This window comes from Curtobacterium sp. ZW137 (assembly GCF_003762905.1).
In the GTDB taxonomy this organism is placed as follows: domain Bacteria; phylum Actinomycetota; class Actinomycetes; order Actinomycetales; family Microbacteriaceae; genus Curtobacterium.
The window spans coordinates 746,840-768,693 of sequence record NZ_RJKS01000001.1 but is presented as its reverse complement, the minus strand read 5'-3'; the positions used below and the strand labels follow the sequence as shown (position 1 = coordinate 768,693).

The following is a 21,854-nucleotide window of genomic DNA, read 5'->3' as shown; positions in this document are numbered from 1 at the left end:
GCACCCGGCGCGACGACGCGGCGGGCGGACCCGGGACGGAGGACGCATGCGCGCACCCCGACCCGGATCCGTCCGACCGCTCGTCGCCGAATCATGGCGACGCTCCGCGCGGGTCGACCCCGACGGAGCGCCACGACTGACGCTCGGCACCGACGAACTCGACGCCGCCCGGCGCGACGGGCCCCTCGCGACCCTGCTGCCGATCGTGCGGCGGCTGCTGCTCGACGACTCCCGCTCGGCGGGCTGCGTCGTGGCGGTGGGCGACGCCGCGGGCCGGCTCGTCTTCGTCGACGGTGCGCGTTCCGCGCGCCGGGCCGCTGAGGACATGGGGTTCGTCCCCGGCGCCGACTGGGCCGAGGAGCACGTCGGGACGAGCGCCCCCGGCACCGCACTGCGGCTCGACCGGCCCGTGCAGATCCGCCGCGACGAGCACTACGCCACCGCCGTGAAGCCGTGGTCCTGCACCGCGGTGCCCGTGCACGACCCCAGCGGCCGGGTGGTCGGGGTCCTCGACGTCACCGGCGATGAGCGGGCCGTCGAACGCCACACCCTGCCGCTCCTCACCGCGACCGTCGCCGCTGCGGAGGCCGAGCTCGCCCTGGCGGTCCTCCGGGCGCCGAACCCACCCGCACCACGGGCCCCGGCGACCACCGCGGACGCCGAACTCGTGCTGCTCGGGGCCGACACCGCCACCCTCCGCGTCGACGGCCACGCGGTCGGGCTCTCCGCCCGGCACTCGGAGATCCTCGCGGTCCTCGCGACCGCCCCCGGCGGGCTCGCCGCCGCCGACCTCGCCGCCGCCGTCTACGGCGACCCCGGCGCGACCGTGACGCTCCGGGCAGAGGTGGTCCGGCTCCGCCGGGTCCTCGCCGCGACGGCCCCGTGCGTGACGATGGCCTCGCGCCCGTACCGGGTGGGCGGTGTGCGCACCGACGTCGACACCGTGCTGGCGGCGCTCGATCGCGGGTCGCGCCTCCAGGCCGTCAGCCGGTACCCCGGACCCGTCCTGCCGGGGTCCGACGCCCCGGGGGTGGACGCGCTCCGCGACCTGGTCCGCGGACGCTTCCGGGAAGCCGTGGTGACCGACGGGTCGGCGGAGGCGCTGCTCGCCTGGGCGCGGACGCCGGACGGGGCAGCGGACGCCCGCGTGCTGCGGGCCTTGCTCCGGACGCTGCCGCCGCGGTCGCCGCGGCGGGCCGGGCTCGTGGCCGCGGTCGAGGCGCTCGAAGGGGTGTGACCGGCTGGTAGTCTGGCCACCTCGCGAGTGTGGTGGAATCGGCAGACACGGGGCACTCAAAATGCTCTGCCTCACGGCGTGCGGGTTCAAGTCCCGCCACTCGTACTGCCCGCCTCTGCCCGGCGGAATGCGAAGCAGCACTTCCGACGTCTAGTAGGCTTTCGGTCGTGAGTGACTCAGAAGCAACTGCAACCGCACCCCGTCGCGTCGTCGTCGCCGAGGACGAGTCGCTCATCCGTCTCGACATCGTCGAGATCCTCCGTGACAACGGCTTCGACGTCGTCGGCGAAGCGGGTGACGGCGAGACCGCCGTGCAGCTCGCGACCGACCTCCGTCCCGACCTCGTCATCATGGACGTCAAGATGCCCCAGCTCGACGGCATCTCCGCGGCCGAGAAGCTCTCGAAGAACCACATCGCCCCGGTGGTCCTCCTCACGGCGTTCAGCCAGAAGGAACTCGTCGAGCGTGCGACGGAGGCCGGAGCGCTCGCGTACGTCGTGAAGCCCTTCACCCCGAACGACCTGCTGCCCGCGATCGAGATCGCACTCTCCCGGTACCAGCAGATCATCACCCTCGAAGCCGAGGTCGCCGACCTCGTCGAGCGCTTCGAGACCCGCAAGCTCGTCGACCGCGCCAAGGGCCTGCTCAACGAGAAGATGGGCCTCACCGAGCCCGAGGCGTTCCGCTGGATCCAGAAGGCCTCGATGGACCGCCGCCTGACGATGCACGACGTCGCCAAGGCGATCATCGAGCAGCTCAGCGCGAAGAAGTAGTCCGCCGGACCGGGCAGCGCTCGTGCCGGTGACCAGGGACGACCTGCCCGCCATCGTGGTCGACACGAGTGACGTCGCCGCGGTCCGGGCCCCTGCAGGACGCGGTGCGTCCACCTCGGTGTACGCGCTCGCCTACGCGTCCGGCGTGCTCGCGTTCATCGCCATCGGCGTGTACCAGAACGCCTGGCTGCACCGGAGCGTCGGCACCTCGTTCCTGCTCGCAGCCCTGTGGGTCGTGCCGTTCATCGCGATCGCACACGTCCTGGACGCCGCCCTGTACCGGGGGCGTCGTCGTGCTCGGAGCGCGACGGGCCGTCGCGCAGCCGTCCGGATCGCCGCCGCCGCCGCAGCCGCCGGGTATCCGGACCTCCCCGTCGAGCTCCTCGCGTCGCGACTGCTGCAGGACGACAACGGTCCGGTCCCGTACACCGGGGTCGGGCGGGAGCCGTACCAGCCCCTCCGCACGTGGGAACTCGCCACGGCGGACCCCTCGATCGCGGTCACGGTCACCCGCGACGGCGCTCCCGAGACCACCCGTGTCAGCGCGGCCACCGTGCCCGCACGACGCGATGGCGCACCGTAGGATCCGAGCTGTGGGGTTCTTCGACAGGTGGCGGCGACCGAAGGGCGTCGACGACGGCGTCGACCAGACCGGGTACGACATCCTGGACGAGGTCGAGCCCGACGACCAGATGGTCGACGAGGCCGTCACGGAGCGCGTGCTCCCGGGCTTCCTCCGGTTCGACGACGTCGTCGAGGCGGTCGTCGAGTGGTACGCCGACGACGTTCCCGACGAGGCCGAGTTCCGGGCGATCGTCGTCGCGCGGGCGCGTCCGATCTGGGACGCGCGGCGCCGCGGAGAAGCGTCGTGGACGTGGGGTAGCAGCCAGCACGACGAGCTCGAGCTCGCGTTCCGACGACTCGAGCGCCTCGGGTTCGTGACGGGGATGGACCTCGGCGTCGACCAGGGCGACGGCTTCCTCGAGGCGCGTGACCTGCGCACGCCGGACGAGGACGCACCCGGCGGGTTCCGGGAGTGGGCGTACGCGTACTTCCACACCCAGGACGCCGAGGGGCTCTGCCTGGACCGCCACGTGCTGCGCCTGGCCTTCGGGTCGTTCCGCCCGGCGCCCGACATCGACCCGGACCTCGTCGCGACGGCGATGCGCTCCAGCCGTGGCGAAGCCACGATCAACGAACGGTCCCAGCTCTCGGCCGGGCAGCAGGTCGCCGACGTCCTGACCGACCGCGGGTTCGAGCTCGACTGGGACGGCACCGCGGGCAAGCGCATCGGGATCGTCATCGAGCAGTGGCGGAAGGCGCTGCCGTTCAGCGACCTCGACGAGGCCCGACGGGTCGTCGCGGACGAGCACCTCCGCGTGCTGTGGCCCGGCGAACGGGGCACCTCCGACGCCGCTGCACTCGAGGAGCACGACGACGGGTGGCACGTCTGGGCGACCGACGAGAAGGGCGGCCCGTGGTCGAACGGCTCGTGGCACGATGACCTCGGCGCAGCGCTCGACCGATTCGTCCAGATCGCCCGCATCAACGCGAGGTACGCAGGGCGGTAGGCCGGGCGGACCCGAACGCACGCCCGTGACCGACGTGCCCTCGAGCCGACCATCTGCGAAGGTGGAGCCGTGAACGACGTGGTGATCCGAGCCTCCAGTCCGGCCGACATGCCCGCGGTGGCCGACCTGCGGTGGCGGTGGAGCATCGACGAGGACGGGCGCACCCCCGGACAGTCGCCCGCGGCGTACCGGGATGCGATGACGGCCTTCGCGCTGGAACACCCGGAGACGCACCGGTGCGTCGTCGCCGAACGCGACGGCGCCGTGCTCGGCATGGCGTGGCTCGGGCTCACCGCACGACCGCCCGCGCCGAATCGCCCGGGGGGACGGATCACGGCGGACGTGCAGACCGTCTACGTGCACCCGGACGTGCGTGGGGAGGGTGTCGCCGGACGGCTGGTCGACCGGCTGCTCGAGATCGCGGACGAGCTCGGCACCGAACGCGTCTCGGTGCACTCGAGTGTGGACGGCGAGCGGCTCTACCGGCGGCTCGGCTTCGGCGACGCCCGGCTGCTGCTGCAGCGCCCACCGGAGGACTGAACGCCCGCTGCCGCCACGGCTGCCGCCGCAGCGGCTGCCGTCAGCTCCGGACGGGCAGCTGCTGCAGGGTCCAGGCGTTGCCGTCGGGGTCGGTGAAGAAGACGAAGCGGCCCCAGGCCATCTCGTCGACCCCGACGGCGTTCACGTCGAGCGACTGCAGGTGTGCCAGTGCCTCGTCGGCATCGGGCACCACGACCTGGATGGACTTCAGCGACCCGGGCACGACGTCGGGCGACATGATGCCCTGGCCGAACGCGATCGAGCACGCGGATCCGGGCGGGGTGGCCTGGACGAAGCGGACCTCGTCGGAGACACGCTGGTCGTGGTCGATCGTGAAGCCGAGCGATGCGTAGAAGTCGCGGGAGCGGTCGACGTCGTTGACGGGGACCATGATGAGTTCGATCTTCCAGTCCATGAGGACTCCCTGGTGTTGCACGGGCGCGCGGCCCCGCGGGGGCGTCAGCGCACGTCGCGGATGAGGTTGGTGATGCGGACGGTGGAGCAGCGTCGCCCCTGGTCGTCGGTGAGCACGATCTCGTGCGTGGTGAGCGTGTTGCCGAGGTGGATCGCGGTGCAGACACCCGTGACGACGCCGGAGGTGGCGCTCCGCGTGTGGGACGCGTTCAGCTCGATGCCGACGGCGTAGCGCCCCTCGCCGGCGTGGACGGTGGCCGCCATCGAGCCGAGGCTCTCCGCCAGGACGACGAACGCGCCACCGTGCAGGAGCCCGACGGGCTGGCGGTTGCCCTCGACCGGGATGGTGCCGACGGCGCGCTCCGCGGAGAGCTCCGTGATGACCATGCCCATCTTGTCGGCGAGTTCGCCCATGCCCCGTTCGGCGTACTTCGCGATGCCCTCGGCGGACCCGGTGAGTGTCTGTTCGTCGGTCACGTCGCGGTGCCCTTCGCGCTGGTCGGCCCTGTCGGGGGCCGTCGGTAGGCTGTCCGGGTGTCGGACTCCGCAAAGCCTACCCTCATGGTCATCGACGGCCATTCGCTCGCCTTCCGGGCCTTCTACGCCCTGCCGGTGGACAGCTTCGTCAACCGCGACGGGCAGCACACGAACGCCATCCACGGCTTCATCTCGATGCTGCTGATGCTCCTGCAGCGGGAGAAGCCGACCCACCTGGCGGTCGCGTTCGACATCTCCCGGTTCTCCTTCCGCACGCGGGAGTACGAGGACTACAAGGGCACGCGCTCGGAGACCCCGGCGGAGTTCAAGGGGCAGATCCCGCTCCTGCAGCAGGCGCTGGAGGCGATGGGCATCACGACCGTCACGAAGGAGGACTACGAGGCGGACGACATCCTCGCGACGCTCTCCTCGCAGGGCTCCGCGCAGGGGTACCAGGTCTACGTGGTGTCCGGCGACCGCGACTCGATCCAGCTCGTCAACGACGACGTCACGCTGCTCTACCCGTCGGTCCGCGGCGTCTCCGAGCTCACCCGCTACGACCGCGACAAGGTCTACGAGCGGTACGGCATCGAACCGCACCAGTACCCGGACATCGCCGCGCTCGTCGGTGAGACCAGCGACAACCTGATCGGCATCGACAAGGTCGGCGAGAAGACCGCCGTCAAGTGGATCACCCAGTACGGCTCGCTCGACGGCGTGCTCGAGCACGCGGACGAGATCAAGGGCGTGGTCGGCAACAACCTGCGCGAGCAGAAGGACCGTGCGATCCGCAACCGCAAGCTGAACCGCCTCGTCACCGACGTCGAGCTGCCGGTCGGCCCTGGTGACGTCGCTCTGCGGCCCCTCGACGAAGCCGCCGTGCGCGAGCTCTTCGCGAAGCTGCAGTTCCGGACGCTGCTCGACCGTGTGTTCAAGGTCGCGGGCAACGGGGAGCCGAGCGACGCCACCGCGGTCGAGGGCGGCATCGAGGACGCCGGCGTCACCCCGCCGCCCGTCAAGACCCTCATCGACGAAGAGCTCGGCTACTGGCTGGAGCGCAAGAACGCCGCCGCCGCGGAGAACGGGTACGGCGTCGCGGTCGAGGTGATCGACGGCCGCCTCAGCGCCATCGGCATCGCCACCCACGACGACGCCGTGCTGGTGCCGGGCGGCAGCGGCGCGAAGGACTACGAGCAGCTCAGCGCCTGGTTCGCCTCGGACGCCCCGAAGCACTTCCACGACGCCAAGGCCGCCATCAAGGCGCTCGGCACCGTGGGCATCACCGTCAACGGGGTCGCCGGCGACGCCCGGATCATGGGCTGGCTCGCGAACCCCGGCAAGCAGGGGCAGCCCCTCACCGACCTCGTCTACCAGGAACTCGGCGAGGAACTCCCCACCGCGGACCCGAACCAGCTCGTCCCCGAGACCGACCCGGTGAACGTCGGCGTGCACGCCTGGTACGTCCTCCGGGTCACCACCGCGCTCCGCGCCAGGATCGACCCCGGCTCGCTGCAGGTCCTCGACGACATCGAGCTCCCGCTCGTCTCGGTGCTCGCGCAGATGGAGACCACGGGCGTCGGCATCGACCGCCCGGTGCTCACCGGCCTGTCGAAGGAACTGGGGGAGCGCGCCGCCGAACTCGCCCAGCAGGCCTTCGCGGAGATCGGGCACGAGGTCAACCTCGGGTCACCGAAGCAGCTGCAGGAAGTGCTGTTCACCGAGCTCGCGATGCCGAAGACCCGCAAGACGAAGACGGGCTTCTCCACCGACGCGGCCAGCCTCACGGACCTGCAGGACCAGCACCCGCACCCGTTCCTCGGGCTCCTGCTGCAGCACCGCGACGCCACGAAGCTCCGCCAGATCGTCGACACCCTCGACGCCGCGGTCGTCGACGGCCGCATCCACACCCGGTACGAGCAGACCGGCACCAGCACCGGCCGGGTGTCCTCGACGGACCCGAACCTGCAGAACATCCCGGTGAAGACCGCGGTCGGCCGTCGGATCCGGTCGGCGTTCGCCGTCGCCGAGCCGTACACGACGCTCCTCACCGCGGACTACTCGCAGATCGAGATGCGGATCATGGCGCACCTCTCCGGCGACCCCGGGCTGATCCAGGCCTTCAACGAGGGCGAAGACCTGCACCGGTTCGTCGGTGCCCGGGTCTTCGGGGTCGAGCCGTCGGACGTCTCCGCGGAGATGCGCACCAAGGTCAAGGCGATGTCCTACGGGCTCGCGTACGGCCTCAGCGCGTTCGGGCTCTCGAAGCAGCTCCGCATCGAGCAGAGTGAAGCGCGGACGTTGATGACCGAGTACTTCGCCCGGTTCGGTGCCGTCCGCGACTACCTCCGGAACGTCGTCGAGCAGGCGCGGGAAGACGGCTACACCGAGACGATCTTCGGCCGTCGCCGTCCCTTCCCGGACCTCAAGAGCCCGAACCGGGTGCTCCGCGAGAACGCCGAGCGTGCGGCGCTGAACGCCCCGATCCAGGGCTCGGCGGCGGACATCATGAAGATCGCGATGCTCGGCGTCGCGGCCGACCTGCGCGACGGCGAACTCGGGACCCGCCTGCTGCTGCAGGTGCACGACGAGCTCATCCTCGAAGTCGCGCCCGGCGAGCAGGACCGCGTCGAGGAGATCCTCCATACCCGGATGGGCGGCGCGGCCGACCTGACGGTCCCGCTCGACGTCCAGGTCGGGACCGGCGCCAACTGGGAGGCAGCAGCGCACTGACGCGCGGCTCACGGGGCACTGCGCCCGCGTCGTGACGGACGGGAGGCCCGGTGCCGGCTGGCACCGGGCCTCCCGTCGGTCATTTGGTTGCGGTGCCGCCGCCGTGGGTCCGGTCGGGGCGCGGCAGCCGTCGGTCAGACGGCGACGACGGCAAAGACCTCGCCCTGTGCTCCGGCCACGACGGCGGAGCGACCGAACGGGCTGTCGAACGGCCCCATCAGCACGGAGCCGCCGTGCGCGGTGACCGTCGCGACCGTCGCGTCCGTGTCGGTCGAGCCGAACCAGGTGAGCCAGTACCCGGGGACGCCGTCGGGCAGTCCGCCGGGCGGCGTGAACACCCCGGCGACGGGCGCGGGGTCCTCCGGGTGCAGCTTGGCGGCCGCGTACGGTTCGGCGGGGTCGCCGAACACGTCGTAGGTGTACCCGAACAGCGTGGCGTAGAAGGTCTTGGCGGCCTCGGCGTCGCGGGTGTGGACCTCGTTCCAGCAGGGTGCACCCGCCTGGTTCACGAGGCCGTACCCGTCGTGTGCCCGGCCCTGCCACAGTCCGAACACGGCACCGGTGGGATCGGCCGCGATCGCCATCCGACCGACGTCCATCACGTCGAAGGGCGGCGTGACCACGGTCCCGCCGGCGCTCGTGACGGCCGTCGCGGTGGTGTCCGCGTCGTCGGTCGCGAGGTACGCGGTCCACGAGACGGGCTGTCCCTCGCCCATGAGCGGGCCGACGCCCGCGACGGGACGGTCGTCGAGGAGCGCCATCACGTACCCGCCGGACTCGGGCGGGCCGTCCTCGAACCGCCAGCCGAGGACGCCGGCGTAGAAGTCACGCGCCGCAGGCACGTCGCCGACGCCGAGGTCCGACCAGCACGGTGATCCCGGTGCCCACGCACCAGTGTGTTCCGACATGCAACATCCTTTCGACTGGCCGGTTGGTCCGGCGGGTCGAGCGTAGCGCGCGGCACCGACGTCGGTCGGTGGGGGCCCGCGCCGCGTCGACGCCTGTCGGTAGGGTCGGAGCATGACCGAAGAGCGCCCCGTCCGCCAGCCGTCCGCCGTCGACCGCGTCGCCGAGGGATGGGTGTCCACGCTCGTCGACCTCGACCCGACGATCGCCACGTACATCGGCGTCCCCGGGCGCACGGGGGAGTACGGCGACACCTCCCCGGCCGGCGCCGCGGCGATGGCGGACGCGGCGAGGTCGGCCGCGCGGTCCCTGGCCGCGGCCGAGCCGGTGGACGACGTCGACCGCGTGACGAAGACCGACCTCGGCGCCGAGCTCGACCTCGTCGTCGAGTCGTACGACCGGAAGCTCCACCTTCGTGACCTCAACGTCATCGCGAGCCCTGCCCAGTCGCTCCGGGAGATCATCGACCTCATGCCGACCGCGACCGAGTCGGACTGGGCAGACATCGCCAGCCGCGTCGGTGCGCTGCCCGGTGCACTCGAGGGGTTCCGGGAGACGCTGCTCGAGGGCACGCGCGAGGACGTCACCCCGGCGAAGCGACAGGTGGAGCTCGTCGCGGAGCAGGCCGCCCGGAGCGGTGCGGCGGACGGGTTCTTCCGGCAGCTCGCCGCCGAGGCCACCCTGGACGACGGGTCGCCCGTGCCGGACGCACTCCGCGCGGAGCTGACCCGGCACGGCGAGGTCGCAGCGGCCGCCTACCGTTCGTTCGGACGCTTCCTCGAACACGAGCTGATGCCGCTCGCGACGCCCGTCGACGCGGTCGGACGGGACGCCTACGAGCTGCACTCCCGCCGCTTCCTCGGCGCCGTCGTCGACCTCGACGAGACCTACGAGTGGGGGCTCGAGGAGCTCGCGCGCATGCGCGACGAGCAGGAGCGCATCGCGGACCGCATCGAACCGGGCGCGTCCGTGGCGCGCGCGGTCGAGGTGCTCGACGCCGACCCGTCGCGCATGCTGCACGGCACCGACGCGCTGCAGCGGTGGATGCAGCAGACGAGCGACGCCTCGATCCGTGCGATGGACGGCGTCTACTTCGACATCGCCGACCCGATCAAGCGGCTCGAGTGCCGGATCGCACCGACGCAGGAGGGCGGGATCTACTACTCCGGTCCGTCCGACGACTTCTCCCGCCCCGGCCGCATGTGGTGGTCCGTGCCGCAGGGCGTCACCGAGTTCCAGACCTGGCGCGAGAAGACGACCGTGTACCACGAGGGCGTCCCCGGCCACCACCTGCAGATCAGCCAGGGCGTCTACAACCGCGGCGAGCTCAACACCTGGCGCCGGCAGCTGTCCGGGTCGTCCGGCCACGTCGAGGGCTGGGCGCTCTACGCGGAGCGCCTGATGGAGCAGCTCGGGTTCCTCGACGACGAGGGGGACCGGCTCGGCATGCTCGACGGGCAGCGCATGCGTGCGGCCCGGGTCGTGCTCGACATCGGGGTGCACCTGCAGAAGACGAACCCCGACGGCGGCGGGTGGACGTGGGAGTACGTGCTCGACTTCATGCGCCAGAACGTGAACATGGACGACGCCTTCGTGCGCTTCGAGGTGGCCCGGTACTTCGGGTGGCCGGGACAGGCACCGTCGTACAAGGTCGGCCAGCGCGTCTGGGAGGCAATCCGTGACGAGGTGGCCGCGCGTGAGGGTTCGGCGTTCGACCTGAAGTCCTTCCACCACCGGGCGCTCGCCCTCGGCAGCATCGGGCTCGACACGCTGCGCTCGGCGCTGCTCGACTAGACGCCCGGCGACACGCGCGGCACCCCGCTTGTGAGGGGTCGCGCGCACCGGTTAGACTTGTGCGGCGCAATCCGCGCGCCCACAACCAACCGCCACGGCGGCACCATGCGGGGACATGTCTCCCGCGTCGTCCTGGCCCGACTCATGTCCGTTCGGAGCAATCTCTACATGACAACCACTACGACCAAGGCTCCTAAGCAGGTCGCCATCAACGACATCGGTTCGGCTGATGACTTCCTGGCCGAGGTCGAGAAGACCCTGAAGTTCTTCAACGACGGCGATCTCATCTCCGGCACCGTCGTGAAGATCGACCGCGACGAGGTCCTCCTCGACGTCGGTTACAAGACCGAGGGCGTCATCCCCTCGCGCGAGCTCTCGATCAAGCACGACGTGGACCCCAACGAGGTCGTCAACGTCGGCGACGAGGTCGAGGCCCTGGTTCTCCAGAAGGAGGACAAGGAAGGCCGCCTCATCCTGTCGAAGAAGCGCGCGCAGTACGAGCGTGCGTGGGGCGACGTCGAGAAGATCAAGGAGTCCGACGGGGTCGTCACCGGCACCGTCATCGAGGTCGTCAAGGGTGGCCTCATCGTGGACATCGGTCTCCGCGGCTTCCTCCCGGCCTCGCTCATCGAGCTCCGCCGCGTGCGTGACCTCACGCCGTACCTCGGCCAGGAGATCGAGGCGAAGATCCTCGAGCTCGACAAGAACCGCAACAACGTGGTCCTGTCGCGCCGTGCGCTCCTCGAGCAGACGCAGTCCGAGTCCCGGACCACGTTCCTCAACAACCTGCACAAGGGCCAGGTCCGCAAGGGCGTCGTCTCGTCGATCGTCAACTTCGGTGCGTTCGTCGACCTCGGCGGCGTCGACGGTCTCGTCCACGTCTCCGAGCTCAGCTGGAAGCACATCGAGCACGCCAGCGAGGTCGTCGAGGTCGGTCAGGAAGTCACCGTCGAGATCCTCGAGGTGGACCTGGACCGCGAGCGCGTGTCGCTCTCCCTCAAGGCCACGCAGGAAGACCCGTGGCAGGTCTTCGCCCGCACCCACGCGATCGGCCAGATCGCACCGGGCAAGGTCACGAAGCTCGTGCCGTTCGGTGCCTTCGTCCGCGTCGCGGACGGCATCGAGGGTCTCGTCCACATCTCGGAGCTCTCGAACAAGCACGTCGAGCTCGCCGAGCAGGTCGTCTCCGTCGGCGACGAGGTCTTCGTGAAGATCATCGACATCGACCTCGACCGTCGCCGCATCTCGCTCAGCCTCAAGCAGGCGAACGAGGGCGTGGACCCGGAGAGCGCCGAGTTCGACCCGGCTCTCTACGGCATGCCGACCGAGTACGACGACAAGGGTGACTACAAGTACCCCGAGGGCTTCGACCCGGAGACCAACGAGTGGCTCGAGGGCTACGACACCCAGCGCGAAGAGTGGGAGCGTCAGTACGCCGCCGCCCAGGGTCGCTGGGAGGCCCACAAGGCCCAGGTCGCCAAGTCCCTCACCGAAGAGGCGCAGGGTGGCTTCGACCTCCCGGCCAGCGCTTCCTCGTCGTTCACGAGCGAGCAGGCCGGTCAGGGCACCCTGGCCGACGACGCCTCGCTCGCGGCGCTCCGCGAGAAGCTCAGCTCGACCAACTGATCGCAGCTGCGTGAACCGGAAGCCCGGCACCCTCACAGGGTGCCGGGCTTCCGGCGTCCCAGGAGACAGCGATTCCCGAGAAGCAGCCGCCTAGGCTGGTCGCCGTGCGCATCATCGGACTCACGGGCGGCATCGCCGCGGGCAAGTCGACCGTCTCCGGACGCTGGGCCGACCACGGGGCGGTGATCGTCGACGCCGACCGGCTCGCCCGCGACGCCGTCGCCCCCGGCAGCCAGGGTCTGGCCCGGGTCGCCGACCGGTTCGGCCCCGGCGTCATCGCGGCGGACGGCTCGCTCGACCGGCCGGCGCTCGGCGCGATCGTCTTCACGGACCCCGCCGCGCGGAAGGACCTCGAGGGGATCACCCACCCCGAGGTGTGGCGCCTCGCGCAGCAGGCCTTCGACGCGGCCGCGGCAGCCGACCCCGACGCGGTCGTCGTCTACGACGTGCCGCTCCTCGCGGAAGCGCGGGGGTCGCGCCCGCTGCACTTCGACGCGGTCGTCGTGGTGGACGCGCCCGCCGCCGTCCGGGTCGAGCGCCTCGTCGAGCACCGCGGCATGTCCCGCGACGAAGCCGAGCGTCGCGTCGGTGCGCAGGCCTCGGACGCGGAACGCCTCGCACTCGCCGACCACGTCGTCGACGCCACCGGCACGCTCGAGGACACCATCGCCTCCGCCGACGCCGTGTGGCGCCGGGTGCGTGGCTGACGCGGTCATGCGGCACCGTGTCCTGCTGATCCTCGCCGCCGTGCTCCTGGTGGCGATCGGTGGCGGCACCCTGGTCGCCGCGAACGTGATGGCGGAGCAGCGTGTGGAGCAGCACGGCCGCGAAGCGGTGCACGCGAACGGCGGCCGGAACACCAAGGCACGCGGGGACGCGAACGGCCCGCAGGACGAGTTCCACCGGTTCCGGCTCGGTGCGATCGACGGCGAACGGCTCTCCCCGAACCGTGACGACTTCGCCGCCAGGACCGCCAGCGACGGCCCGCTGCTGCTCTTCCTGCCCGCGACCCGCGCTCGCCCGGCCGAGTACCAGCGGTTCCTGACGACGGCGCTCGGGGACGGGTACCACGTGCTCGGGCTCGACTACTGGAACCTCGGCAGGACGCTCTCCGGCACATGCGAGGCCGACCCGCACTGCTACGGCGCGGTCCAGCGGAACCGGTTCGACGGCTCCCGCCCGTCCGACTTCAGCGCCGTGTCCCCGGCCGGCTCGATCGTGTCGCGCTTCCGGGACGCGATCGCGCACCTCGACGACGTGGACCCCGACGGGGGTTGGGGTCGGTTCGTGACACCGGCGAAGGAGAACCCGGGCAAGGGCCAGGACGCCGTCGACACCATCTCCTGGAAGGACATCGTCGTCGCCGGGCACTCGCAGGGCGGCGGCGAGGCGGCGTACATCTCGCACATCCGTCCGGTGCTCGGCGCACTGATGTTCTCCTCCCCGGTGGAGTCCCTCGGTCCGGTGCACGCGGCGTGGATGGACCGACCCGGTCGCACCCCGCCGGCGCGGATGTACGCCATCGACGACGTCCGGGACGTCTTCGGTCCGCGCATCCGCGGGTCGTGGCGCGCGCTCGGGCTCGACACCCCGGCGACCCCGGGCGGCGCCGCGGGGCCGTGGCGCACCGACACCGCGGCACCGCCGGAGGGGTCGGATCCGCACGCGATCCTCACCGACATCCGCGTCGGCACGCCCGCGGAGTCGCACTCGCGCACGATCAAGGACACCACGCCGCTCGACGCCTCCGGGCAGCCCCGGATGGAGGGGCTCTGGCAGTGGCTGCTGCACCGCTTCGCGCCTCATGGCGCATCCTCCGGCGAGTCATAGGAAGCGGATCTAGCATTGGCTGGTGCAGCAAGAAGGTCGATCACCTGAACCCAGCCTGCGCGCGCTGATCCGGGAGCGCGCAGCCACCGACGCGGACCGCGTGTACCTGGAGGACGCCCGGTCCGGCCGGATCCTCAGCTACGGCGCGCTCGGTGCCGCCGTCGATGCGTGGGCCGCCACCTTCGACGTGATCGGGGTCGGTGACTCCGGTGCGGTGCTCGTGGACGTGGGGGACCCGCTGTCCTTCGCCGTCGTGCACCTCGCCGCCGTGGCCTCCGGCCGTCGCGCGGTCCCCGTCGACACCGGACAGCCGACCACCGAGCCGGCACGCCTCGCCGACCTGCTCGGCGGCGCGTCGATGGTGGTGTCGGACCGTGCCGTGGACGCGACCATCCCCGGGGCGCCGGCCGCCCGCGTCGACCCGGCCACGGGCCTCCCGTCCGACGTCCGTGACGGCGACCTGCCCGGCGAGAGCCCGGACGCGCCGGGGGAGGGCTCCGTCGTCCTGTTCACGTCCGGTTCGACCGGGACGCCGAAGGGCGTCGAGCTGCCCGAGTCGCAGCTGCTGTTCGTGGCGCACGCCGTCGCCCGGCACAACCGGCTGGCGCGGGACGACCGCGGGTTCAACTCGCTGCCGCTGTTCCACGTCAACGCCGAGGTGGTCGGCCTGCTGGCGACCCTGGTCGCCGGCGCCACGCTCGTGCTCGACCGCCGCTTCCGCCGGACCGGCTTCTGGGAGCTCCTCGCCGAGCGCCGGATCACCTGGCTGAACGCGGTGCCGGCGATCCTCGCGGTGCTCGCGAAGACCGGCCCGCTCGACTTCCCGGCCGGACTGCGGTTCGTCCGGAGCGCCTCCGCGCCGCTGCCGGACCCGGTCCGCGCCGCGCTCGGGGACGTCCCGCTCATCGTCAGCTGGGGCATGACCGAGGGTGCCAGCCAGATCACGGCGACGCCGCTCGACGCTCCCGCGCGTGCCGGCACCGTCGGTGTGCCGGTCGGCTCCGAGGTCCAGGTCCGCGGTGAGGACGGCGCCGTGCTGCCCGCGGGAGAGGTCGGTGCGCTCTGGGTGCGCGGGCCCGGCATCGTGCACTCGTACCTGTTCGGCCGGGCGTCCGAACGCTTCGACGCCGACGGCTGGCTCTCGACCGGTGACGTCGGCTCGGTGTCCGAGGACGGCTGGGTGGCCCTCGCCGGCCGCTCCGACGACGTGATCAACCGCGGCGGCGAGAAGGTCTACCCGTCGGAGGTCGAGGACGTGCTCCTCGGCGATGCCCGCGTGCTCGAAGCCGTCGTGGTCGGCCGCCCGGACGACGTCCTCGGGAGCGTGCCGATCGCGTACGTGATCCCGCAGCCCGACGAACCCGTCGACGCCGAGGCACTGGTCGCCGACCTCACCGCACGCGCCGAACGCTCGCTCACGCGGTTCCGCCGCCCGGTCGAGATCGTCGTCGTACCGGACCTGCCGCGCGCACCGACGGGCAAGATCCAGCGGGCGCGTGTCCGCGGGATGGCGGCGTCGTGAGCGGAACGGACCAGCGAACGCGCCCGGGCTCGGACGGCGCGGTGGACACCCCGGCGAAGCCCGACACCCCGGCGAAGCCCCACGGCGCGGTCGACGCGCCGGCGCAGCCCGTCGGTGTGCAGACCCCCACCAGGACCGCCTCCGGCAAACCGCGGCACCTGTACGAGGTCGACGTCCTCCGGATCCTGACGTTCGCGTGCGTGCTCGGCGTGCACACCACGAGCCACACGATGGCGTCCGACGACATCGGGCTCGCCGGACTCCTCTCGCTGCTGCACTTCACGCGGCTGGTGTTCTTCACGCTCACCGTGTTCGTGCTCGTCTACAGCTACTCGATCCGCCCGAAGCCGATGTCGGTGTTCTGGCCGAAGCGCTTCCTGCTCGTCGGGGTGCCGTACCTGGCGTGGTCGTTCGTCTACGTGGCGTCCGCGTGGCTGCTCGACCCCGGGCAGCGCGGCGACGTGCCCGCGCTCGTGACGACCTTCGCGACCGGGGTCGTGACGGGGACCGCGAAGTACCACCTGTACTTCCTGCTCGTGACGATGCAGGTCTACCTGCTGCTCCCCGCGATCATGTGGCTGGTCCGGAAGACCCGCGGGCACCACGTCTGGGTGCTGGTCGTCTCGCTCGTCTTCCAGCTCGTGGTCTTCGCCGGCTACAAGTACTTCCCCGCCAGCGACGCCTGGCTGAACGGGTACCAGAAGCAGTTCTTCTTCTCGTACGTGTTCTTCATCGTGTCCGGTGCGATCGCGGCGGACCACGCCGAACGGTTCCTCGGGTTCATCCGCACGTACCGTCGCGGGATCATGTGGGCCTTCCTCGGGGGAGCGCTGCTCACCCTCGCGGTGTTCGTCGTGCAGCTGCTCGCCGGGCAGTCGCCGTACGCTGCCGGCACGCCGCTGCAGCCGATCGAGGCCGTGTGGAGCACCGTGGTCTTCGTCGGCTTCCTGGCGATCGGCGCCTGGTGGGCGGACCGTCGCGTCCCGGAGAGCCGGCTGGCGAAGGTCGTCGACTACGCCTCGGACCGGTCGTTCGGCATCTTCCTGAGCCACCCGCTGGTCATCTGGCTGCTGCTGTACGGGTCGAGCCCGCTCGAGGCTCTCGTCCCGAAGCCCTGGCTGACGCTCGTCACCTACCTGCTCGTGGTCGTGCTCGCGGTCGCGATCACCGAGGTGTTCCGCTGGACCCCGCTCAGCGTGCCGCTGACCGGTCGTCCGTCGCTGTCGTCCCGGAAGGTGCGTGCGGCGCGCGCCGCGAAGCGTGCGGCGGCTGCGGCTGCGCCGTCGGTGCCGGCGGCTTCGGCGGCTTCGGGCGCTTCGCGGGCGTAGCGCGGGAGCGGTCCGCGAAAGCGACAGTGGTCGCGTGCCTGGCACGCGACCACTGTCGCTTTCGCGGACCCGTCGGGTGGTGCGTCGACGTCGCGGCGTGCGTCCGGCGGTGGGCTGGCCACGTGCCGGCCTGGAGGCTCGGTGCGGGCCCGACCCGAGCCTCCCGTCGGGTGGGTGGTCGCGCACGGGTGCGCGCGACAGACCCGAACCTCCCGTCGGGTGGGTGGTCGCGCACGGGTGCGCGCGACTGACCCGGGCCTCCCGTCGGGTGGGTGGTCGCCGTGCGCTGCGCGTGGTGCGGGTCCGCCGGTCGACGCGCGACGCGCCGTCCCTGCGGCGGGCCGGTGTCGGCGTGCCATGCGACACCGTGCGCCGATCTGCGCCGCGCATTCGTGTACCCGATGTCGCCTGCCCCGATGCATGCACATCGAGCGACAGGCGACGATGGGAAGCGCGGCGCGAACGCACGTGTGGTGTCGCCTTCGTCGCGCCCGTACGCGCACCGGACGCACGAGAGCCCGCGCGGTCGGGGACCGGGCGGGCTCTCGGGGTGGCGGGGTCAGGCGGTGGGCTGCTGCTCCGCCTTCGGGGTGCCGATCTCGAGCACGCCGTCGGTCATGGTGAGGCGCTGCGGCTTCATGAACCAGGCGACGACCGCGGCCGCGAACAGCAGCGCGCAGGAGAGCGCGAACGGCAGCTGCCAGCCCGAGGCGTCGATGAGCAGACCGAACACGATGGGGGAGACGACGCCGGCGATGCCGAAGCCGGTGTTCATGAAGCCCGAGGCGGTGCCGGACCACTGCGGTGCGACGTCCATCGGGATCGCCCAGAGGTTCGCGTTGCAGAGCTCGAGGAAGAAGAACGACAGGGCGAGCGAGATCGTGGCGACGACGAGCCCCTGCCCGATCACGAGCGGGATGAGGCAGATCAGGGAGCCGCCGAGGCCGATCACCAGGATCGTTCGCCGGGCGTTCCGGGTGTTGCCGCCGCGGTGGATGATGCGGTCGCTGAGCATGCCGCCGACCGTGTCCCCGACGACACCGGCGAGCAGGATCAGCGTCGTGAAGAGGGCGAACGACCCGATCTCGAGGTTGTACGTCGAGCTGAGGAACGTCGGCAGCCAGGTGAGGAACACCCAGAGCGTCCAGCCGTACCCGAAGTCGACGAACGTGACCGGGAGGATCTGCTTCGCCATCTGGCCCCACGGGACCGGCGGACGCGTGGCGCGGGTCTCGACGGGGGGCAGCTCGGAGAGCTCGATCGGCTTGATGCCCTTCGCGGACTCGGGCTTGTCGCGGAAGAAGAACCACCAGACGACGGCCCACGCGAAGGACAGCACGGCGGTCGCGAAGAACGCGAGGCGCCAGCCGCTGATCGCGATGAAGTAGGCGACGACGAGCGGTGCGAGCGCGTTGCCGAGGCGGGCGGCCGAGTGCACGACGCCCTGCGCGAAGCCGTTCCGGTCGCGCGGGATCCACCGGCTCATCGCCTGCGTCGCGGTCGGGAACGCCGCCGCTTCGCTGAGGCCGAGGAGCGCGCGGGCGGCGAAGAGCGTCCAGAACCCGACCGCGAACCCGGTGAGGAGCGTCGCGACGCCCCAGATCACGGTGATCACGAAGAGCGACTTGCGGGGACCGAACTTCTCGCTGATCGTTCCGCCGAACACCTGCAGCAGCGCGTACGGCAGCGAGAACGCGGAGATGATCAGGCCGGCCGTGGCCTCGTTGAAGCCGAACTCCGCGGTGATGTGCGGCAGGGCGGTGGAGATGTTGGTGCGGTCGACGTACGAGATCGCGTACATGAAGCACAGGAGGATGAGCACGCGCCCGCGGATGCGTCCGCGGAACGGGGTGCCCTTCGTCGGTGCGGCGGGAGTCGCCGTGGTCATTGGGGGCCTCTTCGGGGGAGTGAGCGCTGGTCGGGTTGCTGAACGGTTGGGACGCTAACCCTGGTTTCTATCAGGATCCTCGATGGTTCGTCGCGGAATCCGATGGGCCAGCAGGACGCGCTACGCCGTGGGCGAGCACCCCGGCTCGCTGTCGGTGGCCCCGCCTAGCATTGAGGGCATGGCAGTGGCAATCGAACCCACCCGCGCGGTCCGCCCGTTCGAGGTGATCAGCGAGTACTCGCCGAGCGGCGACCAGCCCGCGGCGATCGCCGAACTCGCGGGCCGGATCAACGCCGGTGAGACCGACGTGGTGCTCCTCGGCGCGACCGGTACCGGCAAGTCCGCGACCACCGCGTGGCTGATCGAGCAGGTGCAGCGTCCGACGCTCGTCCTCGCGCACAACAAGACCCTCGCGGCGCAGCTCGCGACGGAGTTCCGCAGCCTCCTGCCGAACAACGCGGTCGAGTACTTCGTCTCGTACTACGACTACTACCAGCCCGAGGCGTACGTCCCGCAGACGGACACCTTCATCGAGAAGGACTCCTCGGTCAACGCCGAGGTCGAGCGGCTGCGGCACTCCACCACGAACTCGCTGCTCAGTCGGCGCGACGTCGTCGTGGTCTCGACGGTCTCCTGCATCTACGGCCTCGGCACGCCGGAGCAGTACATGAACGCCTCGGTGGCGCTGACCCGCGGCCAGACGATCTCCCGCGACCAGCTCGTCCGCCGGTTCGTCGCGATGCAGTACCAGCGCAACGACGTCGACTTCGCCCGCGGCACCTTCCGCGTGCGCGGCGACACCATCGAGATCATCCCGATGTACGAAGAGCACGCGATCCGCATCGAGATGTTCGGCGACGAAGTGGAAGCGCTCAGCTCGCTGCACCCGCTCACGGGCAACGTGATCGAAGACCTCGACGCCGTGTCGATCTTCCCGGCGTCGCACTACGTCGCCGACACCGACGTGATGCACCGCGCCATCGGCACCATCAAGGAAGAACTGGCCGAGCGGCTCGCCGAGCTCGAAGGCCAGGGCAAGCTGCTCGAGGCCCAGCGGCTCCGGATGCGCACCACGTTCGACATCGAGATGATGGAGCAGATCGGGTTCTGCTCCGGCATCGAGAACTACTCGCGGCACGTCGACGGCCGGATGCCGGGGGAAGCCCCGCACTGCCTCCTCGACTACTTCGCCGACGACTTCCTCATCGTGATCGACGAGTCGCACGTCACCGTGCCGCAGATCGGCGCGATGTACGAAGGCGACGCCTCCCGGAAGCGCACGCTCGTGGAACACGGCTTCCGGCTCCCGAGCGCGATGGACAACCGCCCCCTGCGGTGGGAAGAGTTCCTCGAGCGCGCGGGCCAGAAGGTCTACCTCTCGGCGACGCCCGGACGGTACGAGCTCGGGATCACGGACAGCGTCGTCGAGCAGATCATCCGACCGACCGGCCTGGTCGACCCGGAGATCGTCATCAAGCCCTCCGACGGCCAGATCGACGACCTGCTCGAAGAGATCCAGGTCCGCGTGGAGAAGGACGAGCGCGTGCTCGTCACCACGCTCACCAAGCGCATGGCCGAAGAGCTGACGGACTTCCTCGGGAACGCCGGCGTGCGGGTGCGGTACCTGCACTCCGACGTCGACACCCTGAAGCGCGTCGAGCTCCTGACCGAGCTGCGGCAGGGCGTCTACGACGTGCTCGTCGGCATCAACCTGCTGCGTGAGGGCCTCGACCTGCCCGAGGTGTCCCTCGTCGCGATCCTCGACGCCGACAAGGAAGGCTTCCTGCGCTCGTCGACCTCGCTCATCCAGACCATCGGGCGTGCCGCCCGCAACGTCTCCGGTCAGGTGCTGATGTACGCGGACAAGATGACCGACTCCATGAAGCAGGCGATCGAGGAGACCGACCGCCGTCGTGAGAAGCAGGTCGCGTACAACCTCGAGCACGGCATCGACCCGCAGCCGCTCCGCAAGAAGATCGGCGACATCACCGAGGCACTGGCGCGCGAGAATGACGACACCAAGGAACTCCTCGAACGCCGGAACAGCAGCGCGCGGGACGGCAAGCGGTCGCCGACGCCGTCGCTCAAGCGCACCGGCATCGCGGGCGAAGGTGCGACGCAGCTCGAAGCGACCATCGCGGACCTCAACGACCAGATGCTGCAGGCAGCGGCTGAGCTGAAGTTCGAGCTGGCAGCACGGCTCCGCGACGAGGTCCAGGACCTCAAGAAGGCGCTGCGGCAGATGGAGTCAGCCGGGCATGTCAACTGAGCGCCGCGTCGTCGTCACGGGCGCCAGCGCGGGGCTCGGGTACTGGGCGGCGGAGCAGCTCGCCGCCGCCGGGCACCGTGTGGTGCTCGCGACCCGCAGTCCGGAGCGCGCCGACGCCGCGGAGCGGAGCATCCGGCAGCACGTGCCGGACGCTGCGCTGGAACACCTGCACGTCGACCTCGCGGACCTCGACAGCGTGCGGGCTGCTGCGGACGACCTCGGCCGGCGTGGCCCCGTCGACGCGCTGGTGAACAACGCCGGCGTCGTCGGTTCCGGTACCCGGCGCTCCACCGCGCAGGGGTTCGAGCTGCAGGTCGGGACGAACCACCTCGGGCACTTCGCGCTCACCGGGCTCGTCCTGCCCCTGCTCGAGCAGTCCGCCGGCCGGGTCGTGCACCTCGGGTCGATCGCGCACCGCTGGGCGTCCCTCGACCCCGGTGACCCGTTGCGGGTCGGGCGCTACTCGAGCTACGGGCAGTACGGCCGGAGCAAGCTCGCGGTGATGCTGTTCGGGTTCGAGCTGGCCGAGCGCCTGGCCGACGCCGGGTCCTCGGTGTCGAGCGTCGTCGCACACCCGGGGCTGTCGCTCGACGCGCTGGCTCCGTCCCGGCCGCTCGTGGCCCCGGCGCGCACCGAGCCCGGCTGGACCCGTCCGGGGCAGCGCCTGTACGCGCAGGGCAAGGACGCCGGCGCCCTGCCGATCGTGCACGCGGCCGTCGGTGCCGCCGACGGGCCGGACGCGGTCCGCTCGGGGCAGTACTGGGGACCGGCGGGGTTCATGCAGCTCCGCGGGCCGGCCGCCGTGGTCCGGGCGCAGCCCCGCGCCCACGACCGAACCGAAGCAGCCCGGCTCTGGGTGGCCAGCGAGCGCGCCTCGGGGGTGGCGTTCGCTCTCGACGCACTCGTGTGAGCGCCGCGCGCGGGCGAATGTCGGACCCGGTTCGTAGAA

The 21,854-nt window shown here is 71.2% G+C and carries 18 protein-coding genes and 1 tRNA gene; 15 read left to right on the top strand and 4 right to left on the bottom strand.

What is annotated here, in order from left to right:
• Positions 1-46 precede the first annotated feature (46 nt).
• The 6 genes from EDF55_RS03620 to EDF55_RS03595 all read left to right on the top strand — a co-directional run bounded on the left by EDF55_RS03620 (position 47) and on the right by EDF55_RS03595 (position 4,121).
• A complete protein-coding gene (locus tag EDF55_RS03620; protein ID WP_185017081.1) occupies positions 47-1,237 on the top strand; it encodes a GAF domain-containing protein in 1,191 nt (396 codons plus the stop codon).
• Between the two features lie 23 nt (positions 1,238-1,260).
• A tRNA-Leu gene (locus EDF55_RS03615) sits at positions 1,261-1,342 on the top strand.
• 62 nt (positions 1,343-1,404) lie between these two features.
• Complete coding sequence (locus tag EDF55_RS03610) at positions 1,405-2,010, top strand: ANTAR domain-containing response regulator (protein WP_123653536.1); 606 nt, start codon at positions 1,405-1,407, stop codon at positions 2,008-2,010.
• A 28-nt stretch (positions 2,011-2,038) separates the two neighbouring features.
• Positions 2,039-2,593, top strand: a complete 555-nt coding sequence (locus EDF55_RS03605; RefSeq protein ID WP_123653535.1) for a hypothetical protein — start codon at positions 2,039-2,041, stop codon at positions 2,591-2,593.
• A gap of 10 nt (positions 2,594-2,603) precedes the next feature.
• Positions 2,604-3,581: a DUF6891 domain-containing protein gene (locus EDF55_RS03600; RefSeq protein ID WP_123653534.1), complete on the top strand. Its 978-nt coding sequence runs from the start codon at positions 2,604-2,606 to the stop codon at positions 3,579-3,581.
• A gap of 69 nt (positions 3,582-3,650) precedes the next feature.
• A complete protein-coding gene (locus EDF55_RS03595; protein WP_260235775.1) occupies positions 3,651-4,121 on the top strand; it encodes a GNAT family N-acetyltransferase in 471 nt (156 codons plus the stop codon).
• A 40-nt stretch (positions 4,122-4,161) separates the two neighbouring features.
• Here EDF55_RS03595 and EDF55_RS03590 read toward each other — a convergent pair whose 3' ends face one another.
• On the bottom strand, positions 4,162-4,536 hold the full coding sequence (locus EDF55_RS03590) for a VOC family protein (protein WP_123653533.1): 375 nt from the start codon (positions 4,534-4,536) through the stop codon (positions 4,162-4,164).
• Positions 4,537-4,580: 44 nt separating this feature from the next.
• The gene (locus EDF55_RS03585; RefSeq protein ID WP_123653858.1) at positions 4,581-4,949 is read right to left on the bottom strand and encodes a hotdog fold thioesterase; all 369 of its coding nucleotides are present in this window, start codon (positions 4,947-4,949) and stop codon (positions 4,581-4,583) included.
• A gap of 147 nt (positions 4,950-5,096) precedes the next feature.
• Between EDF55_RS03585 and polA the strand changes: the two genes are divergently transcribed.
• Positions 5,097-7,742, top strand: a complete 2,646-nt coding sequence (gene polA / locus EDF55_RS03580; RefSeq protein WP_260235772.1) for a DNA polymerase I — start codon at positions 5,097-5,099, stop codon at positions 7,740-7,742.
• Positions 7,743-7,876: 134 nt separating this feature from the next.
• Here polA and EDF55_RS03575 read toward each other — a convergent pair whose 3' ends face one another.
• Positions 7,877-8,650, bottom strand: coding sequence for a VOC family protein (locus EDF55_RS03575; protein ID WP_123653531.1), 774 nt, complete (start codon positions 8,648-8,650; stop codon positions 7,877-7,879).
• 112 nt (positions 8,651-8,762) lie between these two features.
• Between EDF55_RS03575 and EDF55_RS03570 the strand changes: the two genes are divergently transcribed.
• From EDF55_RS03570 to EDF55_RS03545, 6 genes are all read left to right on the top strand, one after another.
• A complete protein-coding gene (locus EDF55_RS03570; protein ID WP_123653530.1) occupies positions 8,763-10,442 on the top strand; it encodes a DUF885 domain-containing protein in 1,680 nt (559 codons plus the stop codon).
• 168 nt (positions 10,443-10,610) lie between these two features.
• Positions 10,611-12,068, top strand: coding sequence for a 30S ribosomal protein S1 (rpsA, locus tag EDF55_RS03565; RefSeq protein ID WP_123653529.1), 1,458 nt, complete (start codon positions 10,611-10,613; stop codon positions 12,066-12,068).
• A 104-nt stretch (positions 12,069-12,172) separates the two neighbouring features.
• Entirely contained in the window at positions 12,173-12,775 is a 603-nt protein-coding gene (coaE, locus tag EDF55_RS03560) for a dephospho-CoA kinase (RefSeq protein ID WP_123653528.1), read from the top strand.
• A complete protein-coding gene (locus EDF55_RS03555) occupies positions 12,768-13,898 on the top strand; it encodes a BPSS1187 family protein (RefSeq protein ID WP_123653527.1) in 1,131 nt (376 codons plus the stop codon). The genes coaE and EDF55_RS03555 overlap by 8 nt, the downstream gene beginning before the upstream one ends.
• 22 nt (positions 13,899-13,920) lie before the next feature.
• The gene (locus EDF55_RS03550; RefSeq protein ID WP_123653526.1) at positions 13,921-15,420 is read left to right on the top strand and encodes a class I adenylate-forming enzyme family protein; all 1,500 of its coding nucleotides are present in this window, start codon (positions 13,921-13,923) and stop codon (positions 15,418-15,420) included.
• Positions 15,417-16,748, top strand: coding sequence for an acyltransferase (locus EDF55_RS03545; RefSeq protein WP_123653525.1), 1,332 nt, complete (start codon positions 15,417-15,419; stop codon positions 16,746-16,748). Before EDF55_RS03550 ends, EDF55_RS03545 begins: the two co-directional genes overlap by 4 nt.
• A 559-nt stretch (positions 16,749-17,307) precedes the next feature.
• On the opposite strand, the gene EDF55_RS03540 is transcribed toward EDF55_RS03545, so the two are convergent.
• A complete protein-coding gene (locus EDF55_RS03540) occupies positions 17,308-18,636 on the bottom strand; it encodes an MFS transporter (protein WP_123653524.1) in 1,329 nt (442 codons plus the stop codon).
• 190 nt (positions 18,637-18,826) lie between these two features.
• Here EDF55_RS03540 and uvrB point away from each other — a divergent pair, with 190 nt between their 5' ends.
• Both uvrB and EDF55_RS03530 read left to right on the top strand, forming a co-directional pair.
• Entirely contained in the window at positions 18,827-20,905 is a 2,079-nt protein-coding gene (gene uvrB / locus EDF55_RS03535) for an excinuclease ABC subunit UvrB (protein ID WP_123653857.1), read from the top strand.
• Entirely contained in the window at positions 20,895-21,815 is a 921-nt protein-coding gene (locus EDF55_RS03530) for an SDR family NAD(P)-dependent oxidoreductase (RefSeq protein ID WP_123653523.1), read from the top strand. Before uvrB ends, EDF55_RS03530 begins: the two co-directional genes overlap by 11 nt.
• Positions 21,816-21,854: the final 39 nt, after the last annotated feature.

Coding starts and splice junctions, on each gene's coding strand:
- EDF55_RS03620 (WP_185017081.1), top strand. CDS start 47: ATGCGCGCACCCCGACCCGGATCCGTCCGACCGCTCGTCGCCGAATCA.
- EDF55_RS03590 (WP_123653533.1), bottom strand. CDS start 4,536: ATGGACTGGAAGATCGAACTCATCATGGTCCCCGTCAACGACGTCGAC.
- EDF55_RS03585 (WP_123653858.1), bottom strand. CDS start 4,949: ATGGGCGAACTCGCCGACAAGATGGGCATGGTCATCACGGAGCTCTCC.
- polA (WP_260235772.1), top strand. CDS start 5,097: ATGGTCATCGACGGCCATTCGCTCGCCTTCCGGGCCTTCTACGCCCTG.
- EDF55_RS03575 (WP_123653531.1), bottom strand. CDS start 8,650: ATGTCGGAACACACTGGTGCGTGGGCACCGGGATCACCGTGCTGGTCG.
- EDF55_RS03570 (WP_123653530.1), top strand. CDS start 8,763: ATGACCGAAGAGCGCCCCGTCCGCCAGCCGTCCGCCGTCGACCGCGTC.
- rpsA (WP_123653529.1), top strand. CDS start 10,611: ATGACAACCACTACGACCAAGGCTCCTAAGCAGGTCGCCATCAACGAC.
- EDF55_RS03540 (WP_123653524.1), bottom strand. CDS start 18,636: ATGACCACGGCGACTCCCGCCGCACCGACGAAGGGCACCCCGTTCCGC.
- EDF55_RS03530 (WP_123653523.1), top strand. CDS start 20,895: ATGTCAACTGAGCGCCGCGTCGTCGTCACGGGCGCCAGCGCGGGGCTC.